The sequence below is a fragment of the Poseidonocella pacifica genome (assembly GCF_900111875.1).
Taxonomy (GTDB): domain Bacteria; phylum Pseudomonadota; class Alphaproteobacteria; order Rhodobacterales; family Rhodobacteraceae; genus Poseidonocella; species Poseidonocella pacifica.
On the sequence record NZ_FOJU01000005.1, the window covers coordinates 181,937 to 206,368 of the forward strand.

Annotated in this window: 24 protein-coding genes and 1 pseudogene; 18 read left to right on the forward strand and 7 right to left on the reverse strand. The window is 61.3% G+C overall.

All coding sequences use genetic code 11. The annotated features are described in order from the left end of the window. Positions 1 to 37 precede the first annotated feature (37 nt). The 4 genes from ugpC to ugpB are packed head-to-tail and all read right to left on the reverse strand — an operon-like array spanning position 38 to position 4,167. Positions 38 to 1,048: a sn-glycerol-3-phosphate ABC transporter ATP-binding protein UgpC gene (gene ugpC / locus BM234_RS14610; protein ID WP_092066294.1), complete on the reverse strand. Its 1,011-nt coding sequence runs from the start codon at positions 1,046 to 1,048 to the stop codon at positions 38 to 40. Continuing rightward, positions 1,049 to 1,885 (reverse strand): sn-glycerol-3-phosphate ABC transporter permease UgpE, encoded by an 837-nt coding sequence (ugpE, locus tag BM234_RS14615; RefSeq protein ID WP_092066689.1) that lies wholly within the window; start codon positions 1,883 to 1,885, stop codon positions 1,049 to 1,051. A gap of 50 nt (positions 1,886 to 1,935) precedes the next feature. Beyond that, a complete protein-coding gene (gene ugpA, locus BM234_RS14620) occupies positions 1,936 to 2,817 on the reverse strand; it encodes a sn-glycerol-3-phosphate ABC transporter permease UgpA (protein WP_092066296.1) in 882 nt (293 codons plus the stop codon). Between the two features lie 39 nt (positions 2,818 to 2,856). Continuing rightward, positions 2,857 to 4,167 (reverse strand): sn-glycerol-3-phosphate ABC transporter substrate-binding protein UgpB, encoded by a 1,311-nt coding sequence (ugpB, locus tag BM234_RS14625; RefSeq protein WP_092066298.1) that lies wholly within the window; start codon positions 4,165 to 4,167, stop codon positions 2,857 to 2,859. A 251-nt stretch (positions 4,168 to 4,418) separates the two neighbouring features. Here ugpB and BM234_RS14630 point away from each other — a divergent pair, with 251 nt between their 5' ends. The 3 genes from BM234_RS14630 (at position 4,419) to BM234_RS14640 (ending at position 8,083) form a co-directional block, all read left to right on the forward strand. After that, a complete protein-coding gene (locus BM234_RS14630; RefSeq protein WP_092066300.1) occupies positions 4,419 to 6,272 on the forward strand; it encodes an ABC transporter ATP-binding protein in 1,854 nt (617 codons plus the stop codon). Between the two features lie 15 nt (positions 6,273 to 6,287). Continuing rightward, entirely contained in the window at positions 6,288 to 7,508 is a 1,221-nt protein-coding gene (locus tag BM234_RS14635; RefSeq protein ID WP_092066302.1) for a class I SAM-dependent RNA methyltransferase, read from the forward strand. An 80-nt stretch (positions 7,509 to 7,588) separates the two neighbouring features. Continuing rightward, entirely contained in the window at positions 7,589 to 8,083 is a 495-nt protein-coding gene (locus BM234_RS14640) for a L,D-transpeptidase family protein (RefSeq protein ID WP_092066304.1), read from the forward strand. Between the two features lie 7 nt (positions 8,084 to 8,090). Here the strand turns inward: BM234_RS14640 and dalA are convergent, their stop codons facing one another. Next, on the reverse strand, positions 8,091 to 8,681 hold the full coding sequence (gene dalA, locus BM234_RS14645; RefSeq protein WP_092066306.1) for a divisome-associated lipoprotein DalA: 591 nt from the start codon (positions 8,679 to 8,681) through the stop codon (positions 8,091 to 8,093). A 167-nt stretch (positions 8,682 to 8,848) separates the two neighbouring features. On the opposite strand from dalA, the gene BM234_RS14650 reads away from it, so the two are divergent. Both BM234_RS14650 and BM234_RS14655 read left to right on the forward strand, forming a co-directional pair. Beyond that, the gene (locus tag BM234_RS14650) at positions 8,849 to 9,451 is read left to right on the forward strand and encodes a L,D-transpeptidase (protein WP_092066308.1); all 603 of its coding nucleotides are present in this window, start codon (positions 8,849 to 8,851) and stop codon (positions 9,449 to 9,451) included. Between the two features lie 143 nt (positions 9,452 to 9,594). Then, positions 9,595 to 9,783 (forward strand): hypothetical protein, encoded by a 189-nt coding sequence (locus BM234_RS14655; protein WP_092066310.1) that lies wholly within the window; start codon positions 9,595 to 9,597, stop codon positions 9,781 to 9,783. A 259-nt stretch (positions 9,784 to 10,042) separates the two neighbouring features. Here BM234_RS14655 and hemH read toward each other — a convergent pair whose 3' ends face one another. After that, positions 10,043 to 11,104, reverse strand: coding sequence for a ferrochelatase (gene hemH, locus BM234_RS14660; protein ID WP_092066312.1), 1,062 nt, complete (start codon positions 11,102 to 11,104; stop codon positions 10,043 to 10,045). Between the two features lie 53 nt (positions 11,105 to 11,157). Beyond that, positions 11,158 to 11,970: a methyltransferase domain-containing protein gene (locus BM234_RS14665; RefSeq protein WP_092066314.1), complete on the reverse strand. Its 813-nt coding sequence runs from the start codon at positions 11,968 to 11,970 to the stop codon at positions 11,158 to 11,160. A 28-nt stretch (positions 11,971 to 11,998) separates the two neighbouring features. Between BM234_RS14665 and BM234_RS17805 the strand changes: the two are divergent. The 13 genes and pseudogenes from BM234_RS17805 to nusA form a co-directional block, all read left to right on the forward strand. Further along, a pseudogene (locus BM234_RS17805) lies at positions 11,999 to 12,190 on the forward strand (double zinc ribbon domain-containing protein); the annotation flags it as partial. A gap of 90 nt (positions 12,191 to 12,280) precedes the next feature. After that, the gene (locus tag BM234_RS17810) at positions 12,281 to 12,730 is read left to right on the forward strand and encodes a ComF family protein (protein ID WP_342714735.1); all 450 of its coding nucleotides are present in this window, start codon (positions 12,281 to 12,283) and stop codon (positions 12,728 to 12,730) included. Positions 12,731 to 12,763: 33 nt separating this feature from the next. Further along, positions 12,764 to 13,021, forward strand: coding sequence for a glutaredoxin 3 (grxC, locus tag BM234_RS14675; RefSeq protein ID WP_092066318.1), 258 nt, complete (start codon positions 12,764 to 12,766; stop codon positions 13,019 to 13,021). Positions 13,022 to 13,026: 5 nt separating this feature from the next. Continuing rightward, the gene (locus BM234_RS14680) at positions 13,027 to 13,866 is read left to right on the forward strand and encodes a carbon-nitrogen hydrolase family protein (protein WP_092066320.1); all 840 of its coding nucleotides are present in this window, start codon (positions 13,027 to 13,029) and stop codon (positions 13,864 to 13,866) included. A 62-nt stretch (positions 13,867 to 13,928) separates the two neighbouring features. After that, positions 13,929 to 15,767 carry an ABC transporter ATP-binding protein gene (locus tag BM234_RS14685; RefSeq protein ID WP_092066322.1) on the forward strand — a complete coding sequence of 613 codons (1,839 nt, stop codon included), beginning with the start codon at positions 13,929 to 13,931 and terminating at the stop codon, positions 15,765 to 15,767. 8 nt (positions 15,768 to 15,775) lie between these two features. Further along, positions 15,776 to 16,507, forward strand: coding sequence for a 5-oxoprolinase subunit B family protein (locus BM234_RS14690; RefSeq protein ID WP_092066324.1), 732 nt, complete (start codon positions 15,776 to 15,778; stop codon positions 16,505 to 16,507). Next, positions 16,504 to 17,502, forward strand: coding sequence for a 5-oxoprolinase subunit C family protein (locus tag BM234_RS14695; protein ID WP_092066326.1), 999 nt, complete (start codon positions 16,504 to 16,506; stop codon positions 17,500 to 17,502). Before BM234_RS14690 ends, BM234_RS14695 begins: the two co-directional genes overlap by 4 nt. Then, entirely contained in the window at positions 17,495 to 19,426 is a 1,932-nt protein-coding gene (locus tag BM234_RS14700) for a hypothetical protein (protein ID WP_092066328.1), read from the forward strand. The genes BM234_RS14695 and BM234_RS14700 overlap by 8 nt, the downstream gene beginning before the upstream one ends. Beyond that, positions 19,423 to 20,274, forward strand: coding sequence for a hypothetical protein (locus BM234_RS14705; protein ID WP_092066330.1), 852 nt, complete (start codon positions 19,423 to 19,425; stop codon positions 20,272 to 20,274). Before BM234_RS14700 ends, BM234_RS14705 begins: the two co-directional genes overlap by 4 nt. Next, positions 20,271 to 21,086: a glycosyltransferase family 32 protein gene (locus tag BM234_RS14710; protein ID WP_092066332.1), complete on the forward strand. Its 816-nt coding sequence runs from the start codon at positions 20,271 to 20,273 to the stop codon at positions 21,084 to 21,086. Before BM234_RS14705 ends, BM234_RS14710 begins: the two co-directional genes overlap by 4 nt. Beyond that, entirely contained in the window at positions 21,083 to 22,084 is a 1,002-nt protein-coding gene (locus tag BM234_RS14715; RefSeq protein ID WP_092066334.1) for an NAD-dependent epimerase/dehydratase family protein, read from the forward strand. Before BM234_RS14710 ends, BM234_RS14715 begins: the two co-directional genes overlap by 4 nt. 145 nt (positions 22,085 to 22,229) lie before the next feature. Further along, positions 22,230 to 22,802: a ribosome maturation factor RimP gene (gene rimP / locus BM234_RS14720; RefSeq protein ID WP_092066336.1), complete on the forward strand. Its 573-nt coding sequence runs from the start codon at positions 22,230 to 22,232 to the stop codon at positions 22,800 to 22,802. A 5-nt stretch (positions 22,803 to 22,807) separates the two neighbouring features. Continuing rightward, entirely contained in the window at positions 22,808 to 24,424 is a 1,617-nt protein-coding gene (gene nusA / locus BM234_RS14725; RefSeq protein WP_092066338.1) for a transcription termination factor NusA, read from the forward strand. The last annotated feature ends 8 nt before the right edge of the window (positions 24,425 to 24,432 follow it).

The following is a 24,432-nucleotide window of genomic DNA, read 5'->3' on the forward strand; positions in this document are numbered from 1 at the left end:
ATGGTAACCACAGGGAAAGGGCGGCTTCAAGCCCTCTTCAGGACCGGCGCCCCTCCGCATCAAAAAACATCTGCTGCGTTTCATCCCACGCCACGGAAATGTCGGTGCCTTCGGGCGGTGTTGGGGCGGCACCATCCTGACGGATGGTGAGTGTGTCACCCGCTGAGCTACGGACATGGACGAGGGTTTCGGCCCCAAGCGCCTCTGTATAGAGCACGTGCCCATCGAGACGGCCAGCGCCGCGCGCCGTCAGAATCATGTGTTCGGGCCGGATCCCTATCCGCGACTGTTGCCCATCCGCGATCCCGAGGCTGCTGGCCTCAAGGAAGTTGGTCGGAGGGGAGCCGATGAACCCCGCGACGAAGTCGGTGGCGGGATTGGCGTAAACCTCCAGCGGCGCGCCGATCTGATCCGCGCGCCCTCCGTTCATCACGATCATCCGGTCGGCCAGTGTCATGGCCTCTACCTGATCGTGGGTCACATAGAGCGCGGTCACGCCCAGTTCGCGTTGAAGCTGCTTGATCTCCAGCCGCATTTGAACGCGAAGTTTGGCATCGAGGTTCGACAGAGGCTCATCAAAGAGGAAAACGGCGGGTTTGCGCACGATGGCCCGGCCCATTGCGACGCGCTGCCGCTGTCCGCCGGACAACTCGCGCGGTCGCCGTTGCAGATAGGGTTCCAGTTGCAGCATCTTCGCCGCCTGCGCCACGCGCTCGGCGATTTCGGGTTTCGGCGTTTTCGCGATCTTCAGCCCATAGGCCATGTTGTCGAACACCGACATGTGAGGATAGAGCGCGTAATTCTGGAACACCATCGCGATGTCGCGCTCCATCGGCTCCTTTTCATTCACGCGCGCGCCATTGATGCGCACTTCCCCTTCGGAGACGGATTCCAGCCCCGCAACCATCCGCAGGAGCGTGGATTTCCCGCAGCCCGACGGGCCGACAATCACGATGAATTCGCCGTCCGCCACGTCGATGTCCACGCCGTGGATCACCTCGGTCTTGCCGAAGGTCTTTTTCACATTCTCAAGGGTCAGGGTCGCCATTTATTTCTCGCTGTCCACAAGGCCGCGGATGAAAAGTCTCTGCATGGAAATCACAACGATCACGGGCGGGATCATCGCGAGGATGGAGGTCGCCATGATGACGGGCCAGTTGGCAGTGTCGTCCCCCGAGGGGAACATCTGCTTGATGCCCATCACGATGGTGTTCATCGACGGATCGGTGGTGATGAGCAGGGGCCAAAGATATTGGTTCCAGCCATAGATGAAGAGGATGACAAAGAGCGCGGCAATATTCGTCCGGCTCATCGGCAGGAGGATATCCCAGAAGAACCGCATGGGTTTCGCCCCGTCCACACGAGCAGCCTCGGCCAATTCATCGGGCACGGTCATGAAGAACTGGCGAAAGAGGAATGTAGCGGTTGCACTCGCGATGAGGGGAAAGATCAGTCCCGAATAGCTGTTGAGCATGCCGAAGTTGGCGGCCACCTCATAGGTGGGCACGATGCGAACCTCGACGGGAAGCATGAGCGTCAGGAAGATTAGCCAGAAGAAGAGCCGCCGCAGCGGAAAGTTGAAGTAGACGATCGCAAAGGCCGATAGCAGCGAGATTACGATTTTGCCGACCGCGATGCCAATGGCCATGATGCCGGAATTGAGTAGCATGAGTGCCACGGGGGCGTTGATCCCGGAAAAGAGCGCCTCGCGGTAGTTCGCAAAGAACTGATCCCCGGGCAGCAGCGGCATGGGCGGCCGAACGATTTCGGGCTGGCTGACCGTGGAGGCGACAAAGGCCAACCAGATCGGGAAGAAGATGAAGGCGACCCCGATGATCAGGCCAAGATGGGTCAGCCAATAGGCGCGGCCGCGTCGTTCCACCATCCCATCAGGGGGCGGACGGCGTCGCGCCGCGGGGGAGGTTTGGGGGGCGGTCAATAGTGCACCCTCCGTTCGATGAACTTGAACTGTACGATCGTGAGCGCGCCGACGACCACCAGAAGGATCACCGATTGCGCGGCGGAGGACCCAAGATCCTGCCCGACGAACCCATCGGCGAAAACCTTGTACACAAGGGTTGTCGTCGCCTGTTGCGGTCCGCCCGAGGTGATCGTGTGGATCACGCCAAAGGTCTCAAAGAAGGCGTAGACGATGTTGACCACCAGCAAAAAGAATGTCGTGGGCGACAGAAGCGGAAAGACAATGGTGCGAAAGCGGGTCCAGAAATGCGCGCCATCGATGGCAGCAGCCTCGATCACCGAGCGGGGGATCGCTTGTAGCCCCGCGAGAAAGAACAGGAAGTTGTAGCTGATCCGGCCCCAGGCGGAGGCGATGACCACGAGACCCATAGCCTCGGATTCATTCAGAACATGGTTCCAGTCATAGCCCAGAAGGCCGAGATACCACGTGACCACGCCCACTCGCGTGTTGAACATGAAGAGCCAAAGAACACCCGCAACCGCTGGTGCGACCGCATAGGGCCAGATGAGCAGCGTGCGATAGGTGCCCGAGCCTTTGATAAGCCGGTCCGCCAGAACGGCGAGGTAAAGTGCAACACCCATCGAAACCAGCGTGACCAACAGCGAAAAGACCGCCGTCGTGACGAAGGATGCGCGATAATAGGGGTCCGACAGGAGGAATTCAAAATTGCCGAGCCCAACATAGCGCATCGACAGGCCGAAGGGATCGGGGATGAAGAGCGATTGCCAGATAGCTTGCCCAGCGGGGTAAAAGAAAAAGACAGCCGTCACCAAAAGCTGCGGCAGGACCAGCAGCAGTGGCAAAAGGATGCCTTTGAACTTGACGCGTTTTTCCATGGTGAGGTGGTGCCCCGGACAAGCCGGGGCACGCTTGCCTTAGCGGTTGGCTTGCTCGAAACGGCGCAGCAACTGGTTGCCGCGTTCGGTCGCGCTGCTCAGCGCCTCTTCGGCGGATTTGTCACCGGCCCAGACGGCCTCGAGTTCTTCGTCGATGATCCCGCGAATCTGATCGAACGAGCCAAGCCGGAGGCCCTTGGAGTTCGACGTCGGCTCATTTGTGGTCATCTGTTTCACGGCTACATCGGTACCGGGGTTCTCTTCATAGAAACCCTGTTCGCGCGTCAGATCGCCAGCAGCGGACGTGATCGGAAGATATCCGGTGTCCTGATGCCACTTGGCCTGAATCTCGGGCGAGGAGAGGAAATTCAGGAAGGCGGCCACGCCTTCGTATTCCTCGTCGCTCTGGCCGGCCATGACCCACAGAGATGCGCCGCCGATGATGGTATTCTGCGGAGCGCCCTCCACGCCTTCCCAATAGGGAAGCGGGCGTACGTCAAAGTCGAACTCGGCTTCGGACTTGATGCCGGCATAGCCAGCGGAGCTTTCGGTAAAGAGCGCGCATTCACCGGCGCGGAAGTTGGCCCCGCCCTCGTTGCGGCGTCCGGCATAGACGAACTTGCCCTCTTCGGCCCACTCACCCATTTGCGCGACATGCTTGGTCTGTACCTCGCCGTCGATCATCAGTTCGGTGTCGAGCCCGGCAAATCCGTTCTCCTGCGACGCGAAGGGAACGTTGTGATAAGCGGAGAGGTTCTCAAGATGAATCCAGCTCTGCCATGCGGTCGTCAACGGGCAGTCGTGCCCCGCCTCAGCCAGTTGGTCGAGCACGGTGTCGACCTTGTTCCATGTCGACAGATCCGTGTCGGCGTCGATCCCGGCCTCCTCAAGCGCGTCACGGTTGACCCAGAGAACCGGGGTCGAGGAATTGAATGGCATCGACAGCATCTCGCCATCGGTCGTGGTGTAGTAACCCTTGACCGCGCCGATGAAGGCATCGGGGTCAAACTCTGCACCCGCATCTTCCATCAGCTGATAGACCGGCTTGGTCGCGCCAGCGGCGGACATCATCGTGGCGGTGCCAACCTCGAAGACCATGAGGACATCAGGCTGCTCACCGGCGCGGAACGCCGCGATCCCGGCATTGAGCGTCTCGGAATAGTTGCCCTTGTGTGCCGCGTTGACCACATAGTCCGACTGGCTGGAGTTGAAGGTTTCGACCTGTTCGGCAACCAGTTCACCGAGACGGCCGGTGAAGGCATGCCAGAATTCGATCTCTGTCTGAGCGGCGAGTGGCCCGCTCACGAGGGCAACAGCCGTCGTGGACCATGCCAAGGCGCGAATGTTCATCAAGTTTCCTTCCCGTGTCATTCCTTGGGGCATTTGCCCCATACTCCGCGTTGATCGCGAACCAGCGTTTGGCACCTCTTTGGTCGCTGGCCTGTCGATCACGACAAGGGCGCGGCCTAGGGTGCTTCTGTTACGCCGGCGTGACGTTAAGGTATCAGATTCATGACGTCTATAGGCCAAACTCTGTCGCTGACTGCAAAAACTCCGACATGGGGGGCGACAGGCGAGCCGGCACGCATATATGAAAGGGCATGAGTTTTTCCGCCCTGACCACACGCCTCACGAATTGGATCGACGGATTCGCCCCGGCCGAGGGCCCTCCGCCGCGCACCTTGGTCGCGTTCTTCCGCTGGGCAATGAAAGGCAGCGCGCCGATCTTGTGGGTTACCGCCGTCGCGTCTGTGGCCGCGGGCACGGTTGAGGTCATGGCCGCGCTCGTCTTGGGATGGGTGGTCGATGGCACGCTTGCGGCAGACGCGCAGGACCTGTTCGCCGACAAGGGGTGGTTGTTGCTGGGGGCCGCCGCGTTTTTCGTGATCCTGCGCCCGCTGATCTTCTGGATATTCTCTTTCTTCCAGACGATCGTCGTCGCGCCAAACATCTTCAACATGGTCCTGTCGCGGCTGCACCGCTGGACCATCGGCCATTCGGTGCAGTTCTTTGACGACGACTTTGCCGGCCGCATCGCGCAGAAGGAGATGCAGACGGCGCGCGCCATGACCGATGTTGTGACCGAGGTGTTGCACACGGTTCTTTTCGCGCTGGCCTCTGTTATTTCGTCCGCTGCGTTGCTCACCACCATCGACTGGCGGATCGCGCTTGTCCTGATGCTCTGGCTTGTCGGGTATCTGTGGATGATCCGGTATTTCCTGCCGCGCGTGCGAACCCGGGCCAAGGCGCGTGCAGCGGCTCGGGCCATGGTGACGGGTCAGGTGGTGGATACTGTCACCAACATCAAGACCGTGAAGCTCTTTGCCCATTCCGATCATGAGGATCGCGCGGCACTCAACGCGATGCACAGCTTCCGGCAGAAACAGCTGGAGTTCGGGAAAGTCTCGGTCACCTTCCGGTTCTGGCTCATGGCACTGGCCGGAATCCTGCCGGTAATCCTCGTGGGCGGGGCGCTCGTCTTCTGGTCGACGGGTACGGTCACAGCCGGGGATATCGCGGCAACCGGTGCTGTCTCGCTCCGTCTGGCGCAGATGACGGGCTGGGTCTCATTCACGCTCATGGGGCTCTATGCCAACCTGGGTGAGGTGGAAGACGGGATGCGCACGCTCACCCCGGAACAGGCGCTTCGAGATGCGCCCGGTGCGAAGGAGATGGACAGGGCCGAAGGGCGGATCACGCTTGAAGGTGTCGGCTTTGCCTATGGACGCCGGTCGGGCGGGATCGAGCATATCGATCTGGACATCGCCGCAGGCGAAAAGGTCGGGATCGTAGGGGCCTCTGGCGCGGGTAAATCCACCCTCGTTTCAGTTCTTTTGCGGCTTTATGATGTGGAGGCGGGCCGCGTTCTGATCGATGGGCAGGACATTCGGGATGTCACACAGGAAAGCCTGCGACGCCAGATTGGAATGGTCACGCAGGAAACGGCGATGTTCAACCGCTCCGCGCTGGACAACATCGCCTATGGCCGCCCCGGCGCGGACCTGTCCGAGATTGAGGATGCCGCGCGGCAGGCCGAGGCGCATGACTTCATTCTCGGGCTCGAAGACCACATGGGGCGCGAAGGCTATGAGGCGCATCTGGGCGAGCGGGGCGTAAAGCTCTCTGGCGGGCAGAGGCAGCGTATCGCGCTTGCGCGTGCGATCCTCAAGGACGCGCCGATCCTGATCCTCGACGAGGCGACCAGCGCCCTCGACAGCGAAGTTGAAGCCCAGATTCAGGACGCCTTTCGCCAGATCATGGCCGGCAAGACGGTTCTCGCCATCGCGCACCGGCTTTCGACCCTGATCGAGATGGACCGGATCATCGTGATGGAGGCAGGTCATATCGTCGAACAGGGAACCCATGACGAATTGCTCGCCCAAGGGGGGCTTTACGCACGATATTGGGAGCGCCAATCAGGCGGCTTTATCGGCGTGCAGGATGCCGCAGAATAGGCTAGAGGCCGCCGCATGAGCATTTATGAGATCGAACGGCTGGGCCATCAGGGCGACGGAATCGCGGCAGGCCCCGTCTTTGCCCCCCGAACCCTGCCGGGTGAGCATGTCACCGGACAGCTTGCCGGCGACCGGTTGTCCGACATTCGGATCGTTGAGCCCTCAGCAGAGCGGGTCGCCGCGCCATGCCGCCACTACAAGTCTTGCGGCGGTTGTCATCTCCAGCACGCCAGTGATGGATTTGTCGAAACGTGGAAGGCGGATGTAGTCCGCCACGCGTTGAAGGCACAAGGTCTCGAAGCGCCAATTCGAGGCGTGCACACATCCCCCCCGCAGTCGCGCAGACGGGCGACCTTCTCTGCACGAAGAACCAAGAAGGCGGCCTTGTCGGGTTTTCATGCCCGTGCCTCGGACGTCGTTATCGAGGTGCCCGGTTGCCTGCTGGTACAGCCAGACGTGCTGCGGGGCCGCGAGATTGCCGAAGAACTCGTTCAGGTCGGTGGCAGCCGCAAGGGGGAGTTGCGGGTGACGGTCACCAGTTCGGAGATTGGCCTCGATCTGGCGGTTGAGGGGGGCAAGCCGCTTGATGCCGCTCTGCGGATGGATCTGGGCCAGATCACACAGCGCGTGGGTATCGCCCGGCTGACATGGGATGACGAAACGGTCGCGATGCAGTCCCCGCCGACGCAACCGATGGGTCGTGCCCATGTCGCGCCGCCTCCCGGCGCATTCCTACAGGCAACACCTCAGGGAGAGGCCGCGCTGCTTGCCGCCGTCCGTGAGGCGGTTGGTCCTGCCGGGCGTATCGTCGATCTTTTCGCAGGCTGCGGGACCTTCTCACTGCCATTGGCAGAGCGGGCCGAGGTTCACGCGGTAGAGACGGCGGCGCCCATGCTCGAAGCGCTCAACGGGGGCTGGAGATACGCCCATGGGCTGCGCAAAGTGACGACAGAGGTGCGCGATCTCTTTCGTGATCCGCTGGTAGCTTCGGAGCTTGCGGCCTTTGGGGCGGCTGTCATTGATCCCCCGCGTGCGGGAGCAGAATCGCAAACCCGCGAACTCGCCCAAGCTGGCGTGCCTCGGGTTGCGGCCGTATCCTGCAACCCCGGCACATTTGCGCGAGACGCGCGTATTCTGACCGAAGCTGGATATTCGCTCGATTGGATCGTGGTGGTAGATCAGTTTCGGTGGTCTCCGCACGTGGAGCTTGCCGCCGCGTTTTCCCGACCCGTCTGAGTGCACAAACACTGTTGCTCGTATTCGCTTTGCGGTACTAATGACGCAAAGAAAAAAATTGAGCAGAAGTGAGCAGGTTTATGCGTATCCTTGGTTGGATGCTCGTCGTCGTCATTGGATTGACGCTTTCGGGCTGTGCCACGAAATTCAAGACGTATGATGGCCCGGAGGTCACGCGGGTCGTCATATTCAAGAACGAACGGAAGATGTACCTCTTCCATCATGACAAGGTCCTTGCGTCCCATGATGTCGATCTTGGCTTTGCCCCGCGCGGTCACAAGCGGATCGAAGGCGACGGGCGCACCCCTGAGGGGCGCTACCTGATCGATCGGCGCAACCCCAACAGCGCTTTCCACCTGTCCATCGGGATTTCATATCCAAACGAGGCGGATGTTGCCGCGGCGCGAGCCATGGGGAAATCGCCGGGCGGCGATATTTTCATCCACGGCACCACGCCGGCCAACCGGGGCAAAGGCCGTGATTGGACAGCGGGATGCATAGCGATTTCCGACAAGGAAATGGAAGAGGTCTACGCCATGGTTCGCGACGGAACGCCCGTAGACATCTATCCCTGAGCTATCGTCACTGCAGGACGGAGGAAATCCGTCCTGTGAAATCGTCCGTATCGGCGCTTGCGACCGGGCCAAAACCCGATCCCGCGGCACCAATCGTGAGCGTCCACCAGATCTTGCCGTTCTGCTCCTGCAGCCAGGCAAAGCCCATGTCCGTCGCGCGTTGGTCCAGGATCACGCGCCGCGGACCTTCCTCTTCCATCCATGCGGCGAGGGTTTCCAACTCGGTCTCGTAGGTTTCCGAGAGGGTTTCCCCCACCAAGGTCCCGTTGTAGCCCGCACGGCGTACCCGGTCGATCGGGGAGGAGCCGTCGGAGCCAAAGTGCCAAGGGCGGTTCTGGCGGGCCATGTCGCGGGAATGTGTCTCCGCCGCTGCATTGAGCTCGGCGTTCAGTTGCAGAGGGGCGCCACCAGTCTGCGCCCTGAGGGCGTTGACAGCGTCCAGCATGCGGTACTGGATCTCTGCCTCGCTCCCAGAGCTGATGCGATAGACGCGGGGCAGGGGCTTGCCATCCGGGCCGATGGTCGGTTGCGTTGTCGTCGCACAAGCGGCGAGGCCGAGCATGGCCACGAAAAGGATCGTCAGTCGGCGGGTCAGCATACTCGGAAACTCCGTAATGATGTGCGGCGAAACACCTAGTCCGAGGAGGGCGGGGAATCAAATGACATCGTAAGATGTGACCCTATCGCAGCAGTTTGATTTGCCGGAGCGGCATTCGCGCCATATATCCAACCTTGATCTCTGTTTTTCAGACGTGGAGCAAGACAATGACAGTGCGCAGCACTTCAGACTTCAGCCGGCGGGGTTTCCTCGGGGCCGGCGCCGCCGCCCTTGGAACGCCGCTTATCGCGCAGGACGTGAACGGCGCGGGCACGGTGGAAATGGAGCGTGACCTTGGCGGTTCTGTCCGTCGCAACATCTCCAGCTTCCGAACCCTGGACTGGCGACCCTATTTCAACTCGTTGAACAACGGCGCGATTCTTGTCGATATCACCTCGCGGGCGCTGCACTACTGGTCGGAGGATGAGAGCATCTATCGCCTTTACCCAACGTCCGTTCCGGCGACCGAGGATCTTACGCGCCGCGGACGTACCAGCGTGATCCGCAAGGTCGAGGGCCCAAGCTGGGCACCGACACCGGCGATGAAGCAGCGAAACCCCGAATGGCCCGATTTCGTGCCGCCCGGCCCGGAAAACCCGCTGGGGACACATGCGCTTTACCTTGATTGGAAATATTACCGCATCCACGGCACGCACGACACGCGCAAGATCGGGCGACGGTCCTCGAACGGCTGCATCGGCCTCTACAACGAGCATATCGCTCAGCTTTTTGCGATGGTGGATAACGGAGCGCAGGTGTTGCTAATTTGACGACAAGCGCGCAGGCGTGATGCAGGTTGACGCAAGTTACATTTGCTTTCGCTTGGAATCGCGCCATAACCACCTGTACGAGGTAAGCCTTTCGGTCTTGCGTCGTTATTGAAAAGACGCAAGACGAATATCTGGAGGATAGCATGAAGAAACTCGCTCTCGCAGCCGCACTTTCCGTAGCCGGCACGCACGCATTTGCAGGTTCCATGGCCGAGCCGGTCATGGAAGCACCGGTCATCGTTGAAGAGACGGAAGCGTCTTCTTCGGGTGCCGGTCTGATCGTTCCCCTGATCCTGATCGCGCTCGTTGCAGCAGCGGTTTCCGCTGACTAATTAGTCATCGGGACAGTGAAAAATGGAAAAGGCGGTGGGCAAACCCACCGCCTTTTTCTTTGTTGTCTTCAGTATCCGGGCAAAGGTTTTTCCAAAAGCGGACGTCCATCCCAACAAGGGACTACGCAAAACCCCGGCCTGATTTAGGGGGGGCAATTCGCGGGGTGAATGGTTTTGGACGAACCAAAAAGAACTCTTGCAGCGAAGGCAACTCGTGTCTGCAAAAACCGGCGTAGAGTAGGGGTTTCCCGGCGCAAGCCTACTCCAGCCAGCCACCCAGATTGTCTTTAATCACCTTGGTCAGCGCCGCGATATGCGCCGGATTGTCATTGAGGCAGGGGACATAGGTGAATTGCTCACCGCCCGCATGTTCAAAGCTCTCCTTGATCTCTTCATTGATCTCTTCGAGCGTTTCGATGCAATCGGCGGAAAAGGCGGGAGCGCAAACCGCGATCTTTTTCTTGCCCTCGTCTCTGGCAAGGCGTGCCACCTCTTCGACCGTATAGGGCTTGAGCCATTCCTCGGGGCCGAACTTCGATTGAAAGGTCGTTTTGATCTCGGTATCCGCCCAGCCGAGCCGCTCCTTCAGCAGACGCGTCGTTTTCTGGCACTGACAGTGATAGGGGTCGCCCTCCATCAGGTACCGTTCCGGCACGCCGTGATAGGAGCACAGCAGGATATCGGGACGCTCGGGGATCTTGGCATAGGCTTGCTCGACTGATTGCGCGAGAGCTTCGATGTAGAGCGGTTCCTCAAAGTAGGGGTCCACCACCCGCGCTGTCGGCTGCCATGTTTCCTTCATCAAGGCGCGGAAAAACTGGTCATTCGCAGTGGCCGTGGTCGCACCCGCATAGTGCGGATAGAGCGGAAAGAAGAGGATCTTGGTGCAGCCGGCATCCACCATCGCGCGAACCTTGGACCGCGTGGAGGGATTGCCGTAGCGCATGCAGTAATCGACCATGACCCGATCGCCATAAGCCTCCGTCAAGGTGGTGCGGAGCGCGTGGGTCTGGTCCTTGGTGATGGTCATGAGGGGGCTTTCGTTCGCCGCCTCGTTCCAGATCGATTTGTAGGCCGCGCCGGAGGTAAAGGGCCGTTTGGTCAGCACAATGAGTTGCAGGATCGGTTGCCATTTCCAGGCGGGGTAGTCGATCACGCGCTGGTCCGACAGAAACTCGTTCAGATAGCGCCGCATCGCCCAGTACCCGTAGTTGTCCGGCGTGCCGAGATTGGCGAGAAGAATGCCCACTTTTTCCCGGGGGATCTTTGGGTGATCGGCGGGGGCGTGAGCGGGGCAGGTGGCGTCTTTGGCGTCCGGCATGATTTTCCCTTCTCGCATCGGTTGGTTCGGAGATAGCCAAGCTCCGACGTGGGTCAATCGCCCAATGGTATTTCCTCGGTGCCAAGGGCCTCCGAAAGTCGCTTTGTCGCACTTCCGGGGCGCAAGGGCTGTGGCTGAGTCCCGTCCGGCGCCCATCCGGAGAGGAAGATCATCTCGAACGTGGCACGAATGCCCCCCTCTGGGTGAGGGTAGTTCTCTTCGTAGATCCTTGCCGCTTCCAGCAAGACCGCGCGCCGCGTTGGTCTGCGGAGCCGTGCCTCCAGCGCGTTGGCTTCGCCCATGGCGCGCAGGTCTCGCATGAGGTGGAGCGCGCTTTTATAGCGAATGTCCAGAGGTACGGTGTCCGCCACGGGAAGCGCGGCCCCCGCACGTTGTAGCAACCCGCCGAGATCGCGGATCTCTGCCATGGGGGCGACCCGGGGCGACAGGCCCCCGGTAACACGCACTTCTGCTTCAGAGAGGCAGGTTCGCAGTTCGTGCAGCGTATTCCCCCCCAAAAGCCCAGCAAGAAGCAACCCATCGGGACGCAGGGCGCGCCGGCATTGGATGAGTTGGCCGACAGGGTCCCCCGACCAATGCAGGCCAAGCGCATGGACGACAAGGTCGTGGGCACCCTCTTGGAGGTCTAGAAGCTCCGTCTCCTGCACCATGCGCGCGCCGGGTACGACCTCTGCCCAAACCTGTGGAAATCCGCTCACCACGGCGGCTTGCGTAAAGCGCCTGTTAACCAAGGCGAGGCGATCTTCCACCTCCGCGCGGGCCTCGCGCTGCAGGAAAGTCTCGCTGGCGCGGGCCCTGTTTCGGGTCAGCGCGTTCAAATCGGTCAGGCGGGGCGTGTCACTCATGGCATGCGAACATAGGTGGGTTACGAGAATGCTTCAAACGGCTTTACGTGCAGTTTATCCGCCGCGGTGTCTGGGTTGCGGGACACTTGTCGAAAGCGATTTTGGCCTGTGCAGCGCCTGCTGGAGTGAGACACCCTTCATCGAAGGAGCGGTGTGCAATTTTTGCGGGGTCGCGGTTGCCGGAGGCGCCGGGCCGGGCGAGCGCGCAGACGAGATCACCTGCGAGGCATGCCATGCGACGCCCAGGCCGTGGAGTGCCGGCCGCGCAGCGCTGGCCTATCAGGACAAAGCGCGTGTGTTGGTCTTGCAGATGAAGCACGGCGACCGCGATGACATCGCCCGAAGCGCTGCGCTCTGGATGGCGCGGGCGGCACGCGGGATATTGTCGCACAATATGCTCATTGCGCCGATCCCCTTGCACTGGACCCGTCTGTTGAAACGGCGCTTCAACCAATCCGCGCTCCTCGCCGACGGGATCGCCGCCGCGACCGGGCTTTCGCATTGCCCCGACCTTCTCATTCGGCCCCGGCGAACACCGCCCCTCAAGGGGATGGATCAGGAGGAACGGTTCGCGCGGCTTCACAAGGGGATCGGGCTGCACCCGCGCAGGCGACACCGCATTGCCGGACGCGATGTACTTTTGGTGGACGATGTCTTTACCAGCGGCGCGACCTTCACTGCTGCGACCGAGGCTTGCCTTGACGGCGGCGCGGCGCGGGTATGCGTTCTGTCACTGGCAAGGGCGGCCCCGGATGCCTAAGTTGTTCGGGACACACCAGACCGGGACTTAGAAATGCAAACTGTCGAAATCTACACATCGCCGCTCTGCGGTTTCTGCCACGCGGCCAAGCGCCTGTTGACCGATAAGGGCGTCAGCTTCTCCGAGGTGGATGTGCTGGCGAACCCAGATCGCAAACCTGAAATGATTCAACGGGCCAATGGTGGCCGCACTGTTCCGCAGATTTTCGTCGGCGATACCCATGTGGGCGGTTGCGATGATCTCTTTGCACTGGACCGCGCGGGGAAACTCGACGTGTTGCTGGCGGGCTGAGCAAAATGCGCGCGGCGTTGCTGCAACTCAACGTGACCGACGATCCCCTTGCCAACCTACCCGTCACGCGGGACTTGGTGGTGAGGGCCGCATCCCAAGGGGCAACGTTCGTCCTCACCCCCGAGGTTACAAATTGCCTGTCGTCGAGCCGCGCGCATCAGAATGACGTACTGCGCCCCGAGGATGAGGATGCGACGCTGGCGGGGCTGCGTGAAGCTGCGGCAGCCCATGGGATCTGGCTACTGATCGGGTCCCTTGCGCTCAAGACCGACGATGCGGACGGCAGGTTTGCAAACCGCTCCTTTCTCATCGCACCTGACGGAATGATCGCTGCCCGCTACGACAAGATCCACATGTTCGATGTGGCTGTCTCAGAGACGGAGACTTATCGGGAATCCGCCGGATATCGCCCGGGTGAACGCGCGGTATTGGCCCAGGCCGGTGACGTCGCTCTCGGAATGACGATTTGCTACGACGTGCGGTTTCCGGCGTTGTACCGAACGCTCGCGCAGGCCGGCGCAGAGGTTCTTGCTGTGCCATCGGCATTCTCCCCCGTTACCGGCGTGGCACATTGGGAAAGCCTGCTTCGGGCCCGCGCGATCGAAACCGGCAGCTACGTCTTGGCACCGGCACAAACCGGGGTGCATTCCGCAACGCACGGGCGGGAACGCAGCACATACGGCCATTCGCTTGCGGTTTCTCCCTGGGGGGAGGTTCTGGCCGACGGGGGCGAGGCACCGGGAGTGATCATGGTGGAGATCGACCCCGAGCAAGTTGCCGAGGCGCGCGCTCGTATCCCCTCCCTCGGACTGGATGCCCGCTATTCCGGACCCGAAGCAATTTGATTTCCGCCGCCGGGAACAAGACCCATAGTCCCCGGCGCAAACGTGGTATAAAAGCCCGACGCATGACCAAATCGTCCGAATTGACTGACTCTCAGCGCCGGTTGGCCGAACCCGCAGCGCGGCAATCCATCATCCGTCTCGTGAAGGAGGTGGTCCCCGATAGGTGGAAACTGTTCGCGTCGGCCCTGATCTGCATGATCGCGGTCGCAGGCTTCACCGGGGCGCTGGCCTGGTCGACCAAGCTTATCGTCAACGATGTCTTTGTGGCGGACGATGCCGTAGCGGCCCGGTGGGTCGCAGTGTTGGTCATCGGAATTTCACTGGGCAAGGGGATTGCGCAATATTGCAATTCGATCCTTTCAGTACAGATCAAGCGCCGCGTCGCCGCCTTTTATCAGCGCAAGATTTTTCACAAGGTTCTGCGCCAGAGCGTACAGGATTTCGCGGGTCTTTCCGCCCCGCGCCACATGGCCAAGATCGGTCTTTATGGGACGTCTGCGGGAACGATCATCATTGCGCTTACCAGCAAATTTTTGACCGATATGCTGACCCTTGTCGCGCTGGTGGGGGTGATGATCTGGCAGGATCCGATGATGTCGCTGATTACGGCGATCCTGTTTCCCGCCATCTTCCTGCTGGTCAATCGGCTCACGCTGCGCGTTCGTAAGCTTGCTCAGGCTCAGGCCGAGTTGCAGGGAACGATTGGCGCGGCCGGAATTGAGGCGATCCACGGGATCAAGACGGTCAAGTCCTATGGGCTTGAGGAGAAGACTTACAAGCGGTTCTCAGACGCGATCGAAGCGCTGGAGAAACGCCTGTTCGAGATTGCCCGCGCCACCTCGGCCACGGTGCCACTCATGGAGGTTCTGGGCGGGATCTGCATCGGTCTTTTCGTGATCTACGCAAGCTGGCAGACCACGACAGAGGGGAAAACACCGGGGGAGTTCACCGCCTTCATTACCGCGTTTCTTCTCGCCTATCAGCCTGCGGAGCGGGTTTCCAAGACGATGGTGGAGTTGCAAAAGAGCATTATCCATGTGGAAACGATGTTCGACATGCTCGACAAGGCAATGCCCGACGAAAGCCGGGGCACCGGTTCGCTCGAACATGCGACGCCCTCGATCACCTTCGAGAATGTGAGCTTTGAATACGACGCCGAGACGCCGGCGCTTCACAACGTTTCAGCCGAGATAAAGCCCGGGGAGCGGGTGGCGATTGTCGGGCGCTCCGGGGCGGGCAAGACGACGTTGGTGGACCTCGTGCAGGGCTTTTATCCTCCGACGTCGGGGCGAATTCTGATCGGTGGCGTCGATATCACGGATGTTCCGGAGGCTGAGTTGCGCCGCCATGTGGCGCTGATCTCGCAGGATGTCTTTCTCTTCGAAGGCTCGTTGAGAGACAACCTTTCTGACGGTCGGCAAGGTGCTACCGAAGAAGAGATTCAGGATGCCGCAAATCGTGCCGCAGTGACCGAATTTGCCAACAAGATGGTGCAGGGCCTCGATACACAGGTCGGACCCAACGGTCAGTCGCTTTCGGGTGGGCAGAAGCAGCGCGTCGGTATTGCCCGTGCGCTCGTCAAGAAAGCCAAAGTCTATATCTACGACGAAGCGACCAGCGCGCTCGACGGGGAAAACGAGCGGGCGATCATGGGGGCCACCCTTGGTCAGGAAAGCGACAGTACGATCCTGTTTATTACGCACCGGCCCTCTACTCTTGAATGGGTTGACCGGATCATGGTGATGAAAGACGGGAAGCTCGTGGCGTTTGGACCCCATGAGGAGCTTGTCGAGACGAGCAAGGCCTATCGGGCGCTCTTTAATCTGGTTGTTTCCGAGCAACGCAAGGCAAAGGGGCGCTACGGCGGGATCATGTCGCTCTTTGCCCGCAAACAAGACTGAGCACCAAGATGTCGGATCGGGGGCCCGAAGTACTTCCGCTTGGACATGACGGCCTTGTCGTTCGTTTCGCACTTCACCTCTCTGAGGCGGCGAATGACGCCGTTCTGGGGTTCGCAGAAGCGGCCCGTGTGGCCAATGTTCCGGGGTTGTTGGAGGTGGTTCCCGCGCTCGCCTCGGTCTATCTTCGGTATGATCCTGCACGTGGCGAGGCATTCGGGAAGGATGTCTCGGATCTTCTGGAAACAGATGACTGGTATTCGCGCGGACGTCCCCCGGCCAAGCGTTGCTGGGAGATACCTTGCTCGTTCGAAGCCGCCGATGCGCCGGAACTTGGCGCGGTCGCACGGGCCACGAGCCAGACGCCGGACGCGGCGATAGCTGAAGTACTGGCGACGGAGGTGCGTGTGCTCGCCATCGGTTTCGCTCCCGGACAACCCTACCTTGGCCTCCTTCCGCCCGCGTGGGACCAACCGCGCCGGCGCGAATTGACGGAAGTTCCCGCAGGGGCCCTTGTCACCGCGTTGCGCCAACTCGTGCTTTTCGCCAATCCTTCGCCGACCGGCTGGAAACAGATCGGGAGGACTGCGTTTCGGCCGTTTCAAGGGGATCGGGATGACCCGGTTGCCCTGCGCACGGGCGATGCTGTGCGATTTATTCGGGTGGATGGGGCGACACTGGCGGGGATCGAGGAGCGTGATCATTCCGGCCTCGGCGGCGCAAAGCTTGTCGAGCGGTCATGACTTTGTACCTCGACACCGTTGGGCCACAAGTCTCGGTGCAGGATGGCGGGCGGCCGGGGTGCATGGCGTTGGGCATCTCGCGCGGTGGGACTGCGGATCGACAAGCGTTGATCGAGGCTGCGGCGCTTTTGGGCTTGCGCGAACTGCCCGCGGCGGTGGAGATGGCCGGTTTGGGGGGGGCGTTCCGCACGGATACGCCTTGCCGTATCGCCCTCACCGGCGCGTCGATGACCGCCACGATCGATGACACGCCGGCGGCGTGGAATGCCACGCACCTGCTCCTGCCGGGCCAGTCGCTTCGCATCGGTGGCGCGCGCGCAGGGGTTTACGGCTATCTCACTCCGGCGGGAGGGATTGAAACTCCCAAGATTTTGGGGAGTCGCAGCGCGCACCCGGGGCTTGGGGACCGTCTTGTCGCCGGCGATATACTTCCCGTTGGAGCCGACGGGGGCCTGCGACAGCCCTCCCGAACACTTACCACGGATGGTCGTTTTGGAGGTGGAGAGGTGCGGGTGCTTCCCGGTCCGCAAACAGCGCTTTTCCCCCCTGAAATCCGGCGCGCGATCCTGGGCGCGACTTTTGTCGTCGGGCCGCGAACCAATCGGCAAGCCACAGAGCTGCGGGCGGGGGCGCGGCCTTGGTCAGAGCACCGCATTGAGGTCGTGTCCGATGTGATCATCCCCGGGGACATTCAGATTACGGGTGACGGCACGCCCTTTGTCCTGCTCGCGGAATGCCAGACGATTGGGGGTTATCCCCGGATAGGAACCGTCCATCCGAGCGATCTGCCTCGTATCGCGCAGGCTCCGGTGGGATCGCAGATCAGGTTCGTGGAGGTTGAGCACGGCTCCGTGAAGGTTCCGGACGATGCCACCGCGATTGCCGCCGCGTTGCGGGGAGTGCGGGCATTGGTGCGCGATCCGGCGGAGATCGGGGATTTGCTGTCGTACCAACTTGTCGGAGGGGTTACCGCAGGGGATGAGCTTGATGACTGATCGTGGCGCGATACTTGCCTTTCGCAGGGACCGGCTTGGTGGGCGGCTGCGGAGCATGATCAATGCGATGCGGTTGGCCGAACTTGTTGATGCACCCTTGCGGATTCTCTGGCCTGTCGGGCGCTATGCACAAGAACTTGCAGCGCCCGAGGAATTTTTCGCACCCGAGTTTGTTGAACAGTATTTTGTCCGTGATCCAGACGAAATCGAGGCGTTGTTATCCCGTGCGGTGCCTGTCTTGGCTGAGACGCCTTTGGCGGAGCATGCGGCAAAAATTGCCTCGGGCGGCCTGCTTCTTGTGGAGTCGGCTGCGGGGGCCTTGCCCTTCGGTTCCACAGAACGCGCAGCCGCGCAGGCCTTTATAGAGACCAGCCGGAAACTGCCCTTTTCAAAGAGGATCCGGGATGCTGTCGATGCGCTCGTGCCAGAAGAGGGCGATCGCGCTGTGGCGCTGCACGTACGCCGAGGGGATCTGATCGAACCGGGCCGGTGGTCGCGGCGGTATTGGCCGCAAAAGTATGTCGCGGACGAATATTACGACGTGATGATCGAAGCGGACCCCACGGCGCCTTACCTGCTGTTCACCGACACCCCTGCCACAGCGCAACGCTTCGCGGAGCGCCACGGTGTCGTTGCTGCCGCATCCGCGCTCGACCCCTCTCTTTCCGCTGCGCAGCGCGACGTTGTCGAACTTCTGGCAATTGCGCGGTGCGATTTGGTGCTGGCCGCCGCGACGAGCGCGTTCTCCTCGGCGGCGGCCTTGATGGGTGGGGCGCGAAAGTGTGCCTTGCCGGATGATATGCCCGAGGCCCTGCGGCAAACCGCCGAAACGCGGATGTTGGAGCGCGTCCGCACCGGGCCACAGGCCTTTCTCACCCTTGAGGACTATGGGCAGGCGGCGCACGGCGCGATGGATGTGTTGGAGGCGAACGGGCACATTGAGGAGGCCCGCGCATTGCAGGTCGGGGTTGTTGAGGCGGGGCATGACGTGCCCCATCTGACCCGTGGCCTCGTGCCGGACGCGATCGCGGCGGGGAACGACGCGTTGCTCCTGCAGGTGGCGGCGGCCGCACGGCGCAACCGGCCCGTTCGCCCGACCCAGTTCGCCAAGGCCGCATCGGTAAAGCATGTCGTCCGAGATGAGGCGCTGGCTGCAATCGGTTTCGCGGGCGCGGAGGCGGAAGGAGACGCAGTCCGATCGCTCGCCCGGCTGATCTTTCTCCAGCATCGCCTCGGCCCGCTTGACCTGCTCGCGCGGCGCCTTGCTGCGCCGCTTGGCGCGGGGGGGTACGACTGTCCGCCGACGACCCTTTTGCCTTACGACGAGCAACAGCGCCTTCCCCGCGGGATTCCTGCCCTCACGGCCCAGCTTCCGGCCCTGGAGACGCGTTTTCTGGATGGCGCTCGGCCGCTGAACTGGCAGATGGCCATGACACTGGATTGGGGCGATCTGTTTTTTCAAGGTCGCACGACCCTTCCGCCCTTTGCTCTCGCGACGATGCAATCGTTGCCCGCGCATGGCCCGATGGCGCAATCACTAGTGGCGCTTTCGCGCCCCGGTGGCATTGGCCCCGAAATGGAGGCAGCTTTGGCAGAAGCCGGCGAAGCGCTTGAGCCGCCGGAGCGCGCGCTGCTGATGAAACGGCTGGCGCAATGCGCGCTGGCGCGGGGGGATGAGGCGGCTGCCGATGAGCCTTTGAGTATTGCGCTCAAGTTGTCGGATCACCCTGCCTTCCACGCTTTTTCCGCAGCGCGGGATATTGGTCGGGGTCGCCGCGCCGACGCCCTCGCGCGCTTGTGTGCCATACAGGCCCCCCCTTTCTACGTCCTGTGGCAACTGATGAAACAGCTGCCACCGCCTGAGCGCCCTGCCGTCAGAACTCGCTTTTTGGCCGCCTTTGACATCGCGGACCCGGCGGGATGAAGCTGCACCTCGTTACCTTCGGAAACCGGTCGACGCGCGCCGGGCGGGATTTTTTCGCCAATGCGTCCGCGCTGCGTGACGCGGCATTGGCGGGAGGAGTGGATCACGCCCATGCGCTCTCGTCCGATGTATATGCAGGGACATCGTTCGAGGCCCGCAACGCGGAGTTGCTTCGGGAGCCAAGGGGGGCAGGTTACTGGGTCTGGAAGCCATGGGTGATCCGCCGCGCGCTGGATCAGATCGGGCCTGAGGATGTCTTGCTCTATAGTGACGCGGGCAAACGTAAGATCACGGTACCGTTTCCGCGCCCCGACCGCCTCGCGCAATTGGCGCGGTTGGTTCCTGAGGGGATGATCGCGGGCATGCAGCTTTACAACGCCCCAAACGGGGATTGGACCAAAGGCGATGCCTTCTCCCTCATGGAGGGGGACGAGCCGGAGTTTCATACCGCTCATCAAATTCAGGTCGGGTGGAGCGCCTGGACCCAAAGCCCGGCGGCTTATGCATTGCTCGATCAATGGCAGCGGTTCAACGAGGATCGGCGCATCGTCTCAGACGATGAAAATGTCCTCGACCTGCCCAACGATCCGGGATTTGTGGAGCACCGGCACGACCAGTCGATCTATACCCTGTTGGTGTTCAAGATGAATCTGCCTTTTCTCGATTTCAGCAGACGACCCGCGCGCCGCTTCGTCAGGCAGGTTCGGGCGCGGGACGGAGTCTCGTTGCGCAAGATCTGGGGAGGGGAGGCGGTTTTGAAGGCGCTCGAAAATCACTTCGCCCAGCAGGGTGAAAGCGAGCCGCTCAAGGCCGTCGCGCGCAGCGTCGTGCGCCGAATACGTCAATGACCGAAGCCCTGCGGGAGATCGCATTCCTCTGGATCGGAGGGCCGCTCGGCTTTCTTGATCGGCTGTGTATGACGTCGTTTCTGGCGGCGGGGCATAGCGCTACGCTGTTCCACTATTTTCCCGTCGGCCATGTCCCGGCGGGTGTGGATGTGCGGGATGCGAGGGAAATCTATCCAAACGATGATATCCTCATTCACCGCAATGGCTCACCCGCGATGCATGCGGATATCTTTCGTTTGCATCTGATGAAGAAAACCGCGATGATCTGGGCCGATACGGACGAATTCTGTCTTCGGCCCTTTCAGCCCATAAACGGGTTTCTCTGCGCGCGGCAGACGGACACGGAAGTGAGCAACGCGGTTCTCAGGTTGCCCGACGACAGCGCGGCTTTGGAGTTCGCACTTGATTTCGTCAAGGATCCCGCTCCGGTACCGCCGTGGGTTATGCCACAGATGAAACGCAAGCTCATCGACGCGCAGGCAGTGGGGCGGCCGGTTCCGGTGACCGAATTGCCGTTTCCCTCGCTGGGTCCGAAATTGCTGCGCTATGCGCTCCGGCACCATGGCGGGCTTGACGAGGTCGGCCCTGTGGCGCAGTTCCTACCCTTGCCCTCAACGCGGCACCGCTTCACGGTCAAGGCCCGCCTCTATGACGAGGTGCAACAGGCGATAGCCTCTGATACGACCTGCGGAATTCATCTTTGGGGAACGAATTTGCGAAAGAACGGATGGCTCGAACGGATCGAGCGCGGAAGCTTTCTGGAGCGGCGAGCAACGGAGCTCGGGATTGAATTGCCGGGGGGCGACGGATGAAGGTACTAGTCACGGGTTCTGCGGGTTTCGTCGGGTATCACCTGTCGCTGCGGCTCTTGTCCGCCGGGCATGAGGTGATTGGCGTCGATGCGCTTACCGACTACTACGATGTCGCCCTGAAGAAAGCGCGGGAGGATCGCCTCTCTGCCCACACGGGCTACAAGGCGCGGCGTGCGCGTATCGAGGCCCCGGGATTGCTTCGAGGAATGCTTGTCGAGGAACGGCCGGACATGGTGGTTCATCTCGCTGCGCAAGCGGGCGTGCGCTACTCGATCGAAGCCCCGGCGACATATATGGCGGCAAACCTGCAAGGCACCTTTGCCCTGCTCGAAGCGGTCCGGGCGGTCCCTGTCCGGCATTTGTTGATTGCATCGACAAGCTCGGTCTATGGCGCGAATACGCAGATGCCCTACAAGGAGACCGACAAGGCCGACACGCCAATGTCGTTCTATGCGGCAACCAAGAAGGCCACCGAGGCGATGGGGCATTCCTATGCCCACCTCTACGATATTCCGATGACGTTCTTTCGTTTCTTCACCGTCTACGGAACGTGGGGGCGGCCCGATATGGCGCCGTCGCTCTTTGCGGATGCGATCCTGCGGGGGGAGCCTATCCGGGTATTCAATCATGGCGATATGCGGCGCGATTTCACCTATGTGGAGGATCTGGTCGAAGGAATAGAACGTCTGATGGAGGCCATCCCGAAGGTGGGGCAACCGGTCGGGGAGGCGGACAGTCTCTCGCCTGTCGCGCCGCACCGGATCGTCAACATTGGCAATGCCGAACCGGTTCAGCTTCTGGATTTCATCGGGTCGCTCGAAGCCACCTTGGGGATGGAGGCCGAAAAGGTCATGATGGACATGCAGCCCGGCGATGTGCCCGCGACCTGGGCGGATACGACCCTTCTGCGGGATCTGACGGGAGTGGCGATGGGCACGCCCGTGCCAGAGGGTGTCGCAAAATTCGCCGAGTGGTTCAGGGAGTACCACGGGCTCTGAGCCGGGGCCGCTGCGATTCGGGGTTGCGGTCTAGGGCCGGGGGGCCTATATCGCCCTCAACAGCGGCGCGTCGGCCCTTCGGGCGGATGTTCCACCGGGAAATATCGACGGGCCGCGCGCCCGTTTTTTTGTGTCCGGAGTCCTGATGACCGACCTTATCGCCAAGACCGCCATTGATCGGCGCCTGGCCGAGATCGTTTCCCCGATGATCGAAGCGCTGGGCTTTGAACTGGTGCGGATTCGCCTCATGAGCGGAAAGAACGCAGTGCTGCAGATCATGGCCGAGCGCCCCGACGGGGGAATCGAGGTCGACGACTGCGGAGAGATTTCAACGGCGGTCAGCGCCCTGCTCGACGTCGAAGACCCCATTTCGGAGCCCTATGCGCTTGAGGTATCCAGCCCGGGAATCGACCGGCCGCTCACGCGGCTGAAGGATTTCGAGGCTTGGGAAGGCTATGAGACCAAGATTGAGACTCACGACTTGATCGACGGTCGCCGCCGCTTCAAGGGCAATCTGGCCGGAGTCGAAGGCAGCGAAATTCTTATCGAGATCGAAGAAGGCACCATCGGGTTGCAGTTCGACTGGCTTTCAGACGCCAAGCTGGTCCTGACTGACGACCTCATTCGCGATGTTCTGCGCGCTCGCAAGGATGCGGGCAATGTCGACGAGAAGCAATTTGACGAGATCCAGACCATCATCGATGGGCAAGAGGAGTAAGACCCATGGCAATCACTTCCGCTAACCAGTTGGAACTTCTGCAGACTGCCGAGGCCGTCGCACGAGAAAAGATGATCGACCCCGGCCTTGTGGTCGAGGCCATGGAAGAAAGCCTCGCCCGGGCCGCCAAGAGTCGCTACGGCAGCGAAATGGACATCCGTGTCGATATCGACCGCAAGACCGGTCGTGCGAAATTCACCCGTGTGCGCACGGTCGTCGAGGATGAGGCACTTGAGAACTATCAAGCCGAACTGACCGTCGAGCAAGCGAAGCAGTACCTCGCTGAACCGAGCGTCGGGGATCAGTACGTTGAGGAAATCCCGCCCGTGGAAATGGGCCGAATCGCGGCGCAGTCCGCGAAGCAGGTGATTCTCCAGAAGGTGCGCGAAGCAGAGCGTGACCGTCAGTACGAGGAATTCAAGGATCGGGCCGGCACCATCATCAACGGTGTGGTCAAGCGCGAGGAATACGGCAACGTCATCGTCGATATCGGTCGTGGCGAAGGCGTACTGCGCCGCAACGAGAAGATCGGCCGCGAGAGCTATCGCCCGAACGACCGTATTCGGTGCTTCATCAAGGATGTCCGCCGCGAGGCGCGCGGCCCCCAGATTTTCCTCTCTCGTACCGCGCCTGAATTCATGTCCGAGCTCTTCAAGATGGAAGTGCCCGAGATCTATGATGGCATCATCGAGATCAAGGCCGTGGCGCGCGACCCCGGAAGCCGCGCCAAGATCGCGGTTATCTCCTACGACGGGTCCATCGATCCGGTCGGGGCGTGTGTCGGTATGCGCGGCTCCCGCGTGCAGGCGGTGGTCAATGAGCTTCAGGGCGAGAAAATCGATATCATTCCATGGAATGAAGATGTTCCGACCTTCCTCGTGAACGCTCTGCAGCCTGCCGAGGTCACCAAGGTGGTCCTCGATGAAGAGGCTGAGCGTATCGAGGTGGTCGTGCCGGATGAGCAGCTTTCTCTTGCCATCGGTCGCCGGGGTCAGAACGTGCGGCTCGCCTCGCAACTGACCAACCTCGATATCGACATCATGACCGAGGAAGAGGAATCGGCACGTCGCCAGAAGGAATTCGAAGAGCGTACACAACTCTTCATGGATACGCTGGACCTTGACGAATTCTTTGCTCAACTTCTGGTGGCCGAAGGCTTCACAAGCCTCGAAGAAGTTGCCTATGTCGAAGTCGACGAGCTGCTGGTGATCGACGGCGTCGACGACGACACCGCAAGCGAGCTTCAGGCCCGCGCCCGCGATATCCTCGAGGCACAGGCAAAGGCTGCCCTCGACAAGGCACGTGAGCTTGGCGTAGAGGACAGTCTTATTGAATTCGAGGGGCTGACACCCCAAATGGTGGAAGCGTTGGCCGAGGATGGGATCAAATCCATCGAGGACTTCGCCACCTGCGCCGATTGGGAACTTGCCGGCGGCTGGACAACGGTCGATGGCGAGCGGGTCAAGGATGATGGCATTCTGGAAAAGTTCGACGTTTCGCTTGCCGAAGCTCAGAACATGGTCATGACGGCGCGTGTCAGTCTTGGCTGGGTCGATCCTTCCGAGCTTGAAGCCGAAGGTGCCGAATCCGAAGAAGAAGATGCCGTAGAGGCAGAGGACTGAGCGAGGCG

Coding starts and splice junctions, on each gene's coding strand:
- nusA (WP_092066338.1), top strand. CDS start 22,808: ATGGCAATCACTTCCGCTAACCAGTTGGAACTTCTGCAGACTGCCGAG.
- ugpB (WP_092066298.1), bottom strand. CDS start 4,167: ATGAACATTCGCGCCTTGGCATGGTCCACGACGGCTGTTGCCCTCGTG.
- BM234_RS14680 (WP_092066320.1), top strand. CDS start 13,027: ATGCGCGCGGCGTTGCTGCAACTCAACGTGACCGACGATCCCCTTGCC.
- grxC (WP_092066318.1), top strand. CDS start 12,764: ATGCAAACTGTCGAAATCTACACATCGCCGCTCTGCGGTTTCTGCCAC.
- BM234_RS14640 (WP_092066304.1), top strand. CDS start 7,589: ATGCGTATCCTTGGTTGGATGCTCGTCGTCGTCATTGGATTGACGCTT.
- ugpE (WP_092066689.1), bottom strand. CDS start 1,885: ATGGTGGAACGACGCGGCCGCGCCTATTGGCTGACCCATCTTGGCCTG.
- dalA (WP_092066306.1), bottom strand. CDS start 8,681: ATGCTGACCCGCCGACTGACGATCCTTTTCGTGGCCATGCTCGGCCTC.
- BM234_RS14665 (WP_092066314.1), bottom strand. CDS start 11,970: ATGAGTGACACGCCCCGCCTGACCGATTTGAACGCGCTGACCCGAAAC.
- ugpA (WP_092066296.1), bottom strand. CDS start 2,817: ATGGAAAAACGCGTCAAGTTCAAAGGCATCCTTTTGCCACTGCTGCTG.
- BM234_RS14700 (WP_092066328.1), top strand. CDS start 17,495: ATGACTGATCGTGGCGCGATACTTGCCTTTCGCAGGGACCGGCTTGGT.
- BM234_RS14655 (WP_092066310.1), top strand. CDS start 9,595: ATGAAGAAACTCGCTCTCGCAGCCGCACTTTCCGTAGCCGGCACGCAC.
- BM234_RS14685 (WP_092066322.1), top strand. CDS start 13,929: ATGACCAAATCGTCCGAATTGACTGACTCTCAGCGCCGGTTGGCCGAA.
- BM234_RS14630 (WP_092066300.1), top strand. CDS start 4,419: ATGAGTTTTTCCGCCCTGACCACACGCCTCACGAATTGGATCGACGGA.
- ugpC (WP_092066294.1), bottom strand. CDS start 1,048: ATGGCGACCCTGACCCTTGAGAATGTGAAAAAGACCTTCGGCAAGACC.
- BM234_RS14650 (WP_092066308.1), top strand. CDS start 8,849: ATGACAGTGCGCAGCACTTCAGACTTCAGCCGGCGGGGTTTCCTCGGG.
- BM234_RS14715 (WP_092066334.1), top strand. CDS start 21,083: ATGAAGGTACTAGTCACGGGTTCTGCGGGTTTCGTCGGGTATCACCTG.
- BM234_RS14705 (WP_092066330.1), top strand. CDS start 19,423: ATGAAGCTGCACCTCGTTACCTTCGGAAACCGGTCGACGCGCGCCGGG.
- BM234_RS17810 (WP_342714735.1), top strand. CDS start 12,281: ATGAAGCACGGCGACCGCGATGACATCGCCCGAAGCGCTGCGCTCTGG.
- BM234_RS14635 (WP_092066302.1), top strand. CDS start 6,288: ATGAGCATTTATGAGATCGAACGGCTGGGCCATCAGGGCGACGGAATC.
- BM234_RS14690 (WP_092066324.1), top strand. CDS start 15,776: ATGTCGGATCGGGGGCCCGAAGTACTTCCGCTTGGACATGACGGCCTT.
- rimP (WP_092066336.1), top strand. CDS start 22,230: ATGACCGACCTTATCGCCAAGACCGCCATTGATCGGCGCCTGGCCGAG.
- hemH (WP_092066312.1), bottom strand. CDS start 11,104: ATGCCGGACGCCAAAGACGCCACCTGCCCCGCTCACGCCCCCGCCGAT.
- BM234_RS14695 (WP_092066326.1), top strand. CDS start 16,504: ATGACTTTGTACCTCGACACCGTTGGGCCACAAGTCTCGGTGCAGGAT.
- BM234_RS14710 (WP_092066332.1), top strand. CDS start 20,271: ATGACCGAAGCCCTGCGGGAGATCGCATTCCTCTGGATCGGAGGGCCG.